Annotated in this window: 7 protein-coding genes; 2 read left to right on the plus strand and 5 right to left on the minus strand. The window is 70.4% G+C overall.

What is annotated here, in order from left to right; genetic code table 11:
* Positions 1–272 precede the first annotated feature (272 nt).
* Positions 273–3,413: a multidrug efflux RND transporter permease subunit gene (locus ACUTR7_RS20920; RefSeq protein WP_445609732.1), complete on the minus strand. Its 3,141-nt coding sequence runs from the start codon at positions 3,411–3,413 to the stop codon at positions 273–275.
* 383 nt (positions 3,414–3,796) lie between these two features.
* Between ACUTR7_RS20920 and ACUTR7_RS20925 the strand changes: the two genes are divergently transcribed.
* The gene (locus ACUTR7_RS20925; RefSeq protein WP_016448779.1) at positions 3,797–4,531 is read left to right on the plus strand and encodes a response regulator; all 735 of its coding nucleotides are present in this window, start codon (positions 3,797–3,799) and stop codon (positions 4,529–4,531) included.
* Positions 4,532–4,565: 34 nt separating this feature from the next.
* Positions 4,566–5,639: an ATP-binding protein gene (locus tag ACUTR7_RS20930; protein WP_013800609.1), complete on the plus strand. Its 1,074-nt coding sequence runs from the start codon at positions 4,566–4,568 to the stop codon at positions 5,637–5,639.
* Between the two features lie 18 nt (positions 5,640–5,657).
* Here the strand turns inward: ACUTR7_RS20930 and ACUTR7_RS20935 are convergent, their stop codons facing one another.
* The 4 genes from ACUTR7_RS20935 to cobW form a co-directional block, all read right to left on the minus strand.
* The gene (locus ACUTR7_RS20935) at positions 5,658–6,119 is read right to left on the minus strand and encodes a vWA domain-containing protein (RefSeq protein WP_082848303.1); all 462 of its coding nucleotides are present in this window, start codon (positions 6,117–6,119) and stop codon (positions 5,658–5,660) included.
* Between the two features lie 209 nt (positions 6,120–6,328).
* On the minus strand, positions 6,329–7,489 hold the full coding sequence (locus ACUTR7_RS20940) for an ATP-binding protein (RefSeq protein ID WP_445609733.1): 1,161 nt from the start codon (positions 7,487–7,489) through the stop codon (positions 6,329–6,331).
* Complete coding sequence (gene cobN, locus ACUTR7_RS20945) at positions 7,486–11,334, minus strand: cobaltochelatase subunit CobN (RefSeq protein ID WP_445609734.1); 3,849 nt, start codon at positions 11,332–11,334, stop codon at positions 7,486–7,488. Before cobN ends, ACUTR7_RS20940 begins: the two co-directional genes overlap by 4 nt.
* Before the next feature lie 29 nt (positions 11,335–11,363).
* A complete protein-coding gene (gene cobW / locus ACUTR7_RS20950; protein ID WP_199959051.1) occupies positions 11,364–12,413 on the minus strand; it encodes a cobalamin biosynthesis protein CobW in 1,050 nt (349 codons plus the stop codon).
* Between the last annotated feature and the right edge of the window lie 16 nt (positions 12,414–12,429).

Below are 12,429 nucleotides of genomic sequence, written 5' to 3' on the forward strand. Positions count from 1 at the left end.
ATCAATGGCGCATGGGACGAATACCTCCTGCAATGGCTAACGAAACCGCCATTATAGAAATCATGGGCCGTTCGTGCCGGCCACCGTGGCACCGGCGCCGCGTGCGAAGGCGCCGGCCTGCTCCGCTGGCGGCCCGGAACCGGTGGAGCCGGCGGAGCCGGACTGCCGGGCCGGGTTCGCAGGCGCCGGTGGCGCGCAGGGATTCAAAGACTGTGCCGGCGGGCGGCCCTGAAAGCACAGGGCGTTGAGCGCGATCCAGAGAGGCATGTTTCTTATGTTCCGGTATCCGCAGCGGGCGGGGGACGGCCCGCGCTGCCGCGCGGCCCGGCGATGCGCCGCTGCCATTCAAGGACGAAGACGAAGAAGACGGGCACGAAGAACACCGCCAGCACCGTGCCGCTGACCATGCCGCCGAACACGCCCGTGCCGATGGCGTGCTGGGTCTCGGCGCTGGCGCCCGATGCCAGCATCAGCGGCACCACGCCCAGCGCAAAGGCCAGCGAGGTCATGAGGATGGGCCGCAGCCGCAGGCGTGCGGCCTTGATGGCGGCCTCGCGCAGGTCCTGGCCTTCCTCGCGCAGTTGCTTGGCGAATTCCACGATCAGGATGGCGTTCTTGGCCGACAGGCCGATGATGGTGATCAGCCCCACCTTGAAGAACACATCGTTGGGCATGCCGCGCAGCAGCACGGCCGCCACCGCGCCCAGCAGGCCCAGGGGCACGACCAGCATCACCGACAGCGGGATGGACCAGCTCTCGTACAGCGCGGCCAGCACCAGGAAGACCACCAGCATGGACAGGGCCATGAGCAGGGGCGCCTGCGCGGCCGATTGGCGCTCCTGCAGCGACTGGCCGGTCCAGGCCACGGCAAAGCCGGGCGGCAGCTGGGCCACCAGCCGCTCCATCTCGGCCATGGCCGCGCCGCTGGACGTGCCGGGCGCAGGCGTGCCCGAGATACGCGACGCCAGAAAGCCCTGGTAGCGCACCAGCTGCAGCGGCGTCTCCGACCACACGGGCGTGGCGAACTCGGCCAGCGGCACCATGCCGCCCGAGGCATTGCGCACATTCAGCCTGAGCACGTCATCGATCTGCATGCGCGCGGGCGCGTCGGCCTGCACGATGACCTGCTGCATGCGCCCGGCATTGGGGAAGTCGTTGACATACAGCGAGCCCATGGCCGTGGACAGCGTCTCGCTGATGGCGGCAAAGCCCACGCCCAGGGCCTGGGCCTTCTGGCGGTCGATCTCCAGCCGCACGCTGGTGCCCGAAGGCAGGCTGTCCTGGTAAGCCGAGCCCAGCACGCTGCTGCTGCCGGCCAGCGCCAGCAACTGGTCGGTGGCCGACTTGAGCGCGGCATGGCCCTGGCCCGTGCGGTCCTGCAGGTACATGGTGAAGCCCGAGGAGGTGCCCAGCTCGTCGATGGCCGGGGGCTGCAGCACCATGATGGCGCCCTCGGGCGCATGCTCCATGGCCTTTTGCGCGAGCGAGACTTCCTCGCCCGCCGTGGCACCGTTGCGCTGGTCCCAGTCCTTGAGCGTGGTGAAGGCCATGGCCGCGTTCGGGCCCGAGCCCGCGAAGCTGAAGCCCAGCACCGAGATGCTGGAGGCAATGCCGGGGCGCTGCGCCACATGCTCCTCATAGCGCTTGACCACGTCCAGCGTGCGCTCGGCCGTGGCATCGGCCGGCAGCTGGATGGACGCCATGAAGTAGCCCTGGTCCTCCTCGGGCAGGAAGGCCGAGGGCAGCTGGCGCAGCGCAAACACCAGGATGGCCACGATGGCCGCGAACAGCAGCATCATGCGGCCCGTGCGCCGGACCAGGCCCGTGACATGGGCCTCGTATCGGTTCGTCAGCCGCTCGAAGCCGCGGTTGAACCAGCCGAAGAAGCCCTTCTTCTCGTGGTGGCCCGCCGCCACCGGCTTGAGCAAGGTGGCGCACAGCGCCGGCGTCAGGCTCAGGGCCAGGAAGGCCGAGAACAGGATGGACACGGCCATGGACAGCGTGAACTGCTGGTAGATCACGCCCACCGAGCCGCTGGCGAACGCCATGGGAATGAACACCGCCGTCAGCACCAGGGTGATGCCGATGATGGCGCCCGTGATCTCCTTCATGGCCTTGAGCGTGGCCTCGCGCGGGGACAGGCCTTCCTCGGCCATGAGGCGCTCCACGTTCTCGACCACGACGATGGCGTCGTCCACGATGATGCCGATGGCCAGCACCATGCCGAACATGGTCAGCACGTTGATGGAAAAGCCCGCCACCAGCATCACGGCGAAGGTGCCCAGCAGCGCCACGGGCGCCACGATGGCCGGGATCAGCGTGTAGCGCAGGTTCTGCAGGAACAGGTACATCACCAGGAAGACCAGCACCATGGCCTCGACCAGGGTCTGCACCACCTTCTCGATGGAGATCTTGACGAAGGGCGCGGTATTGAACGAGATGGTGTGCTCCATGCCCCGCGGCAGGATGGAGGCCAGCTCGGCCATGCGCTTTTGCACGGCGGCGGCCGTGCGCACGGCATTGGCGCCCGGCGACAGCTGCACGGCGGCGCTGGTGGCGGGCTTGCCATCCTCGCGGTTGGAGAAGGCATAGGACTGCGCGCCCAGCTCCACGCGCGCCACGTCGCCCAGCACCAGGCGGGAGCCGTCGGCATGGGCGCGCAGCACGATGGCCGCGAACTGCTCGGGCGAGGTCAGCTGGCCCTGCACGGTGAGCGGCGTGGTCACGCGCTGGCCCGGGGCGATGGGCGCATCGCCCACGCGGCCCGGGGCGATCTGCATGTTCTGCTGCTGGATGGCCTGGGTGAGGTCGCCCATGGACAGCCCGTAGGAGATCAGCTTGGCCGGATCGACCCAGACGCGCATGGCGCGCTCGGTGCCGAACAGCTGCACGCGGCCCACGCCCTCGATGCGCCGCAGCTCTTCGACGATATTGCGCGCCATGTAGTCATTGAGTGCCAGCTCGTCGAACTCGCCGCCCGGCGAGATCAGGCCCACCAGCAGCAGAAAGCTCGACGTGGCCGACTCCACCTGCAGGCCGTTCTGGCGCACGGCCTGCGGCAGGCGCGGCTCCACGGCCTTGATGCGGTTTTGCACATCCACCTGGGCCAGCTCGGGGTTGGTGCCGGGCTTGAAGGTGGCCTTGATCTCGGCCGAGCCCGAGGTGTCCACCGAGGACTCGAAGTACAGCAGGTGGCGGACGCTGGACAGCTCGCGCTCGATCAGCGAGACCACGGAGTCATTGAGCGTCTTGGGCGTGGCGCCCGGATAGGTGGCATACAGGCTCACCGTGGGCGGCGCCACCGTGGGATAGCGCGAGATCGGCAATTGCGGAATGGCGAGCACGCCCAGCAGCACGATGAACAACGCGATGACCCAGGCAAAGACGGGCCGGTGAATGAAGAACTGTGGCATGGACGCGAGGTCTGGTTTTCAATGCACGCCAGGGCGCGCTGCGGAAAAAATACGGCGCCTGGCGCCGACACATCTGAGGGGCCATCCGGATGCAAATCCAGATTGCCAGGAGGCATGGGGATGGAGGAAACTCCTGCCGGTGCGGCTTCGGCCTGCGGCGTGTTGCCGCCAGGGCCATTCATCCATGGAGCCGCTGCAAAGCTAACAGCTCTCCCACCCGCTCATACGGCATTGCCGCTGTGACTTCATATTCAGGGATTTGTTTCGCATGCCGGCCAATTGCGGCGGCACAGGGAAACAGCTTGCGTTCTTTCGATGGCATTTCGGCCCGGGAAATGTGGAAGAACGATGGAGATGAACACAGCCCCCGCCGCGACCCCAAAATGGCTTCTATCATTGCCCAGCCCTTGCCTTTCCAGCCATCGACATCGCTCATCCTCGTCGCCGAGGACGAGCCCGAGATCGCAGACATCCTGTGCGCCTACCTGGCCCGCAGCGACCTGCGCACCGTGCATGCCGCCGATGGCCAGCAGGCCCTTGAACTGCACCACCACTTGAAACCCGATCTCGTTCTTCTCGACGTGCAGATGCCACGCCTTGACGGCTGGCAGGTGCTGTCCGAAATCCGCCGGCGCGGCGACACGCCCGTCATCATGCTCACCGCCCTCAACCAGGACGTGGACAAGCTCATCGGCCTGCGCATTGGCGCGGACGACTACGTGGGCAAGCCCTTCAACGCGGCCGAGGTCGTGGCGCGCGTGCAGGCCGTGCTGCGCCGCTGCGGCCAGGGCCGGCTCCGCGATACCAAGCTGCTGCAGGCCGGCCCCTTTCGCGTGGACCTGGACAGCCGCGAGGTCAGCGTGCAGGTGCAGGGCGCCACGCATGTGCCCGAACTCACCGTGACCGAATTCAACCTGCTGGCCAGCCTGGTGCGTTCGCCCCGGCGCGTGTTCAGCCGCGCCGAGCTGCTGCTGAGCTGCCTGCCCGAAGGCCACACGCTGGAGCGCACCGTGGACAGCCACATCAGCAAGCTGCGCAAGAAGCTCGAAGGCCTGGGCCTGCAGGGCATGCCCGACAGCGTGCGCAGCGTGGGCTACCGGCTGGGGATGGACCCATGAGCGCTGCACAGGCCGCAGGCCGGGGAGTGCCGTCATGAGCGCAGCGGCCGGGCTGCGCCGGCAGGTGGTGCTGACCATGTCGGCCGTCACGCTGGCCGTGGTCGTGCTGTGCGTGCTGGGCTCGTACGCCTTCTATGCGCTGCTGCTGACCTTTCACCCGGCCAGCGTCTCCGACGGCTGGATGCCCTCCAGCGTGGAGCTGGCCTGGGTGCTGCTGACCCTGGTGGTGGCCATGCTGATCGCCATCTTCGTGGCCACGCGACTGTCGCGGCGCATCCTGCCCTCGCTGGACTCGGTGGCCATCAGCCTGCGCCAGCTGGCCGAGGGCGACCTGTCGGCGCGCGCCAGCACGGACGACAGCGCGCTGCACGAGGCCGCGCAGCTGGTGCACGACTTCAACAGCCTGGCCCGGCGCCTGGAAGGCATGGCGCAGGAGCGCGCCTTCTGGAGCGCGGCCATCGCCCATGAGCTGCGCACGCCCGTGACCATTCTCAGCGGGCGGCTGCAGGGCCTGTCCGACGGCGTCTTCCTGCCCAGCAAGGACATGCTGGCCAGCCTGATGACCCAGGTCGAGGGGCTGACCCGCCTGATCGACGACCTGCGCCTGCTGGGCCTGCAGGAAAACGGCCATCTGCAATTGCAGCTGCGCCAGACCTGCCTGGCCGGCGAGGTGCGCTCGGTGGCCCTGGCCGTGGGACCGGCGCTGGAGCAGGCGGGCCTGCAGCTGGCGATGGAGCTCGATGACCAGCCCGTGGTCTGCGACCCCGTGCGCATACGCCAGGCCCTGCTGGCCCTGCTGGAAAACGCCATGCAGTACGCGCAGCCCGGCCCCCTGCTGGTGGCCGCGCGCGTGCGCCACGGCCTGTGCACCGTGCGCGTGGAAGACAGCGGCCCCGGCGTGGCGGCCGACCTTGCGCCGCGCATCTTCGACGCTTTCCAGCGCGGTGAAGGCGCCCGCAGCCGAAGGAATGCCAGCGTGGGTGCAGGCAACGGCAGCGGACTGGGCCTGGCCGTGGTGCAGGCCATTGCCCAGGCCCACGGCGGGCGGGCGCAATGCCTGCCGGGCGAGCGTGGCGGCGCGCTGTTCGAGCTGAGCTGGCCGGCCTGATCTCGTCAGAGCCGCAGATCAGCCTGCGAAATCATCGGCCCGCACATGGCGTGCGTCCCAGGCGGCAGCCAGCGCAGCGGCCCGGCCCAGGCGCACGCGGCCCGATTCAAAGTCCACGATGCCCGCCTCCTGCGCCGCCGCAGGCCGCGCAGGCCGCTCGCGCGTGCGGCCGTCGGTGAGCAGCCACAGCCAGCCCTGGCAGGAGGCGTCTGCGCCGCAATGGCGCTGCAGCAACTGGCCCGCCTGTTCCACGGCCGCCTGCAGCGGCGTGCCGCCGCCCCCGCCAATGGGAGCGATCCAGTCGTCATTCCAGGCCGCAGCCTTGCGCGGTGGCAGGCGCAATTCCACGCGCGTGCCCGCAAAGCAGATCAGCGCCACCTGCTCGCGGCGGCGGTAGGCCTCTTCCATCAGCGACAGCAGCACGCCCTTGGCCCGCGCCAGTGCGCCGCTGCCGGCCATGGAAGCCGAGCAATCGAGCACAAAGCAATGCAGCCGCGTGGCCTGGGGCGGCTCGCGGCGGCGCTGCAGATGTTCAGGCGCCAGTGCCTGGGCGCCGCGCGCGGCCAGCGTGCGCGGCCAGTCCCAGCTGCCGGTGGGCGGCCCGCCTTGCGCCTGGGCCAGCCGGGGCTGGCTGGCGGCCTGCTGGCCCGCCCCCGCAGCCCTTGCCTGTGGCGCGGGGCCGCGGGGGCTCAGGCTTTTTTTGTGGCGGGCGCTCCCGCCTTTGCGGCCTCGCGGGCCAGCAATGAGGGCACTGCGACACGCAGCAGGCCCACGGGCTCGGGCGGCATGGCGCCCCAGTCAGCCTCGGAGGGCGGGCTGTCGCCTGCGCCGTTGGCCGTGGATTCCGCAGGCGGCCGGATTTGTGCCGGCGACTGCGAAGGCGGATTCGATGGCGCTTGCTGTGGGGATGGCTGCTGCTGCTGCGGCTGCGGCTGTGGCTGTGGCTGCGGCGCCCCCGGCTTACGGCGGTGCACCAGCACCAGCTCGGCCACGGCCTGCACATGGTCGGGCCTGACCTCGGCATCGCCCAGCCAGGCGGCCCAGGCGCGGGCGGCGCGCAGCAGCACCAGGTCGGCGCGCAGGCCGTCCACCTGGGCGGCAATGCACAGCGCGCCTGCGGCCTGCAGCACCGCGTCGGACCAGGGCAGCGCGCCGGCCGGCTGCAGGCGCTCGCGTGCCGTGCGCAGCTGCGCGGCCAGCGCGGCCTGGGCGTCTGCATGGCGGGCGCGGAAGGCGGCCGGGTCGGCATCGAACAGCAGCCGCGCGCGCACGATGGCCTGGCGCTGGGCCGCATCCTGCACATTGGCCAGGCGCACGCACAGGCCCAGGCGGTCCAGCAGTTGCGGGCGCAGCTGGCCTTCCTCGGGGTTCATGGTGCCCACCAGCACAAAGCGCGCCGCGTGGCGGTGCGAGATGCCGTCGCGCTCGACCACGTTGACGCCGCTGGCAGCCGCATCCAGCAGCACATCGACCAGAGCATCGGGCAGCAGGTTGATCTCGTCCACATAGAGCACGCCGCCATGGGCGCGCGCCAGCAGGCCGGGCGCGAACTTGAGCGCATGGCCGGCCATGGCCTGGCCCAGGTCCAGCGAGCCGGCCAGATGCTCCAGCGAGGCGCCCAGCGGCAGCGTGACGAAGGGCGCGGCATCGATGAGCTCGGCCAGCGCCCGCGCGGCCGTGGACTTGGCCGTGCCGCGCGGCCCCTCGATCAGCACGCCGCCCAGTTGCGGGTCGATGGCGGCCAGCAGCAGCGCCTGGCACAGCAGAGGCTGGCCGGCAATGGCGGCAAAGGGAAACAGCGGCGGCAGCGCGGGCTGGGCGCCGCTGCCCAGGTCAGGAGATGCGGTCATCCGCGCAGTCCTTCGAGATGGTTTTCATGTTCCAGCAGCAGGTCTTCCAGCTGCTGGCGATAGTCGCCGGGCTGCTCCCACAGGCCGCGCTGCATGGCTTCGAGCAGGCGCTCCAGCATGTCGCGCAGGGCCTGCGGATTGTGCTGCACGAGAAAGTCGCGCGTGGCCGCATCCAGCACATAGGCGTCGGCCACCAGGGCGTACTGGTGGTCGCCCACCTGCTGCGTGGTGGCGTCGAAGCCGAAGAGGTAGTCCACCGTGGCCGCCATCTCGAAGGCGCCCTTGTAGCCGTGGCGCTTGGCGCCGTCCATCCACTTGGGATTGGTGACGCGCGAGCGCACCACGCGCGCAATCTCCTCCTTGAGCGAGCGCACGCGCGGCTGGGCCGGGTTGGCGTGGTCGCCGTGGTAGAGCGCGGGCTGGCGACCCGAGAGGTGGCGCACGGCCGAGGCCATGCCGCCCTGGAACTGGAAGTAGTCGCCCGAGTCGAGGATGTCGTGCTCGCGGCTGTCCTGGTTGTGGGCCACCACGTCGAGCTCGCCCAGGCGGCGGCGCAGCGCGTCGCCTGCGGGCACGCCCTCGGCGTCCTGGCCGTAGGCGTGCTGGCTCCAGCCCAGGTAGGCCTGGGCCAGGTCGGCATCGCCCTGCCAGTCGCCGCTCTGGAACAGTCCGCCCAGGCCCGATCCATAGTGGCCGGGCGGCGCGCCGAACACGCGCCAGCCGGCCTGCAGGCGGGCCTGCACGGCGTCCATGCCCTGCGCCTGCAGTTGCTCGGCCTCGGCCAGGATGCGCGCGCGTATGGGGTTGTCCTCGGCGTCCTCGTCCAGCGCGGCCACGGCCTGCACGGCCGCGTCGAACATCTGCACGGCGCCCGGGAAGGCATCGCGGAAGAAGCCCGAGATGCGCAGCGTCACATCCACGCGCGGCCGGCCCATGCCCACGCGCGGCACCACCTCGAAGTCCACCACGCGCTGGCTGCCGGGCGCCCATTTGGGGCGCACGCCGATCAGCGCAAAGGCCTGGGCGATGTCGTCGCCGCCCGTGCGCATGGTGGCCGTGCCCCAGACCGACAGGCCCAGGGTGCGCGGGTACTCGCCATGCTCCTGCAGATAGCGCTCCAGCAGCCTGAGCGTGGCCTGCTGGCCCAGCTCCCAGGCGGCCTGCGTGGGAATGGCGCGCGTGTCCAGCGTGTAGAAATTGCGCCCCGTGGGCAGCACGTCGGGTCGCCCGCGCGAGGGCGATCCGCTGGGCCCGGGCGGCACGAAGCGGCCCTGCAGGCCGCGCAGCAGCTGGCGCAGTTCCTCGCCGCCACAGGCATCCAGCGCGGGCGCCAGCACGGCATGCACCTGTTCCAGCGCGGCGCGTGTCTGCGTCCAGTCACCGGCCGGGGCCTCACCTTCCAGCAGTTGCTGCGCCAGCAGCTCCAGGCGCTCGCGCGTGTCGCCTTCATGGCGCCAGGGCTCGTCGCTCACGGCCTGCAGGGCGGCGGGGCGCGCGCCGGTCCAGGGGCGTGCGGGCTCCATGCGCAGCGGGTCGAACCCGGGGCTGTCCAGCAGGTCGGCGGCCAGCGCCTGTATCAGGCCCTGGCCTTCGTCCGATGGGAAGCGCGCCAGCGCCAGCAGCGTGTCGCGGCGCTGGCGCCCTTGAGGCGATGCGCCGAAGACATGCAGGCCGTCGCGGATCTGGGTTTCCTTGAGCTCGCACAGGTAGGCGTCTATGCGTTCGAGCACGGCATCGTCGTCCTGCGCGGCACCGGGCGCCAGGTCCAGCTCCTGGTCCAGGTGCTGGCGGCGCACGATGTCCAGGATCTGGCGGCGCAGCAGCGCGCCGCGCCGCGCATCGACCAGCAGGGCGTCGTAGTACTCGTCCACCAGGCGCTCCAGGTCCTGCAGCGGGCCGTGGTTTTCAGCGCGCGTCAGCGGCGGCATCAGGTGGTCGATGATCACGGCCTGGCTGCGGCGCTTGGCCTGGGCGCCTTCGCCGGGATCGTTGACGATGAAGGGGTACAGGTGCGGCAGCGGGCCCAGGATGGCATCGGGCCAGCACGCGCCCGACAGCGCCAGGCTCTTGCCCGGCAGCCATTCGAGGTTGCCATGCTTGCCCACGTGGACCATGGCGTCCACGGCAAAGCGGTCGCGCAGCCAGAAGTAGAAGGCCAGGTAGCTGTGGGGAGGCACCAGCTCGGCATCGTGGTAGCTCGCATAGTCCTGCGCGCCCATGCCTTTACCGACCAATGCACGCGCCGGCTGTATGCCGACAAAGACATGGCCCAGGCGCAGGCCCGCGATCATGAATCGGCCCTGGCGCAGCAGCGGGTCGGCCTCGGGCGCGCCCCAGCGCGCCGTGATGGCGTCGGCCATGCCGTCCGGCAGCGCGGCCAGGCGTGCCAGGTACTCGTCCAGCGCATAGCTTTGCCAGGCCGGGCGCAGCGGCCACTGGGCCGGGTCGTTGGCAATGCCCTGCTGCAGGGTGTGCATCAGCGCCTGGCCATCGGCGGGCAGCTGCGCGGGGTCGCCCAGCTCATGGCCTTCGGCCGCCAGGTGCTGCAGGATGGCGATCACCGAGGCCGGCGTATCCAGCCCCACGCCGCTGCCGATGCGGCCTTCGCTGCCCGGATAGTTGGCCAGCACCAGGGCCAGGCGCTTGTCGCGCGCGGGCAGGCTGCGCAGGCGGCACCAGCGCCAGGCCAGGTCGGCCACGAAGTCCACGCGGTCGGGCTCGGGCTGGTAGGCCACCACGTCGGCCTGGGTGAAGGCGCAGCGGTGGGACAGGCCCTTGAAGCTGATGGCGCGCGTGATGATGCGGCCATCCATCTCCGGCAGCACCACCTGCATGGCGATGTCGCGCGGGCGCAGGCCCTGGCTGTCGGCCCACCAGTCTTCGCGGTTGCCGCCGCTGGCGATCACCTGCAGCACGGGCGCATCGCCGGCCAGGGCCGTGCCCGATTCCAGGGCCGAGAACGCCGTGGTGTTGAGCACCAGCTGCACGGCATGGTCTTCGCAGAGCTGGCGCAGCGTGGCCAGGCACAGCGGGTCCTTGAGCGAGTCCAGCGCCACGGGCAGCGGGTTCATGCCACGCTGCTGCAGCGACAGGGCCATGGCGTCGAAGGCCGCCGTATTGCCCGCCAGCAGGTGGGAGCGGTAGAACACCAGGGCCACGGTGGGCGCGCCCGGCGTCCAGGCGCGCTGCAGGTCGTCGATGCCGGCCACGTCATGGGCCTGGACCTGGGCCTGGACCTGGGCCTGGACCTGGACCTGGGCATGGCTCCTGGCAGCGAACAGCGCGGGGGGAACGTGGACAGCCGCCTGCGGCAGGGTGCGCGGCGGCAGCGGCGCATCGCCCCGGTCCAGCCCGTGGTAGACGGTGGCCTTGAGGAATTCGCGCGCATTGGCCGCGCCGCCCGAGCGCAGGTACTGCCACAGCTGGCGGCAGGCGGCGGCCGGCAGCGTGCTGCGCGCCAGCAAGTGCGGGTCTTCCTGCAGGTCACCCGAGAACATGGCCAGGCGCTGGCCCTTGCGGCGCGCCAGAGAGCCGATCTGCTCGATGCCGTAGGGCCAGGCCGACTCCGAGCCCAGGTGGTCCACGATGACCACGCGCGCATGGCGCAGCACCTCGTCCACATACAGGTCCAGCGAGGCGGGCTGGCGCAGGTACAGCAGATTGGCCAGCCGCACCGAAGGGAAGTCCGCCGACGCCCCGGCCAGCGCGGCCACGGCCGAGGACAGCAGGGCCAGCGTGGTGTCGGCCGAGCTCAGGATGACGATGTCGGCTGGCGTCTGGTCGAGGCGGGTGACGATGCTCTCGTCCTCGACAAAGCCGCCGGGGCGCGTGGACAGCAGGTGCATGGAACAGGTTTCAGTGCGGAATCGGAAGGTCAGGCGGCCACATTCTCCAGGCCCTTGCGCAGCGCTGCTTCGTCAAGGTCTTGCCCGATGAACACCAGGCGCGTGCCGCGTGCCTCGCCCTCGCGCCAGGCGCGGTCGAAGTGGTGGTCGAAGCGGCGGCCCACGCCCTGCAGCAGCCAGCGCATGGGCTTGCCCGGGATCTCGGCAAAGCCCTTGACGCGCAGGATGCTGTGCTGCTCCACCAGCGTCTCCAGCGCGGCCAGCAGGCGGTCGCGGTCCACGGCGGGCAGGTCGATCACGTAGGAGTCGAAGTCGTCGTGGTCATGGTCCTCGTCGTGGTCATGGTGGCTCACGCGCTGGTCGATGGTGGTCTCGGCCGCCTTGGCCAGGCCCAGCACCACGTCCAGCGGCAGGCGGCCCTGGGACGATTGCACGATCTTGACCTCGGGCGGCAGCTCCTCGCGCACCAGGGCGGTCACGCGCGCCAGGGCATCGGCATCGGCCAGGTCGGTCTTGTTGAGCACCACCAGGTCGGCCGCGCCCAGCTGGTCCTCGAAGAGTTCGTGCAGCGGCGATTCGTGGTCCAGGTTGGGGTCGGCGCGGCGCAGCTCGTCCACGGCCTGGGGATTGGCGGCGAACTGGCCGCTGGCGGCCGCTGGCGTGTCCACCACGGTGACCACCGCGTCCACGGTGAACACGTTGGCGATCTCGGGCCACTGGAAGGCCTGGACCAGGGGCTTGGGCAGGGCCAGGCCCGAGGTCTCGATGATCACGGCGTCGATCTGGTCGCGGCGCTCGGCCAGCGCGCGCATCACGGGGAAGAACTCTTCCTGCACCGTGCAGCACATGCAGCCGTTGGCCAGCTCGTACAGCGCGCCTTCGCGCTCGTTGCCCTCGTCGTCGCAGCCGATGCCGCAGCCCTTGAGGATCTCGCCGTCGATGCCCAGCTCGCCGAACTCGTTGACGATGACGGCAATGCGCCGGCCATCGGCGTTGTCCAGGATGTGGCGCAGCAGCGTGGTCTTGCCGCTGCCCAGGAAGCCGGTGACGATGGTGGCGGGAATCTTGGCGGTTTGCATGGAAGGTTCTCCAGAA

Source organism: Delftia sp. NA_296.1, from assembly GCF_052692095.1.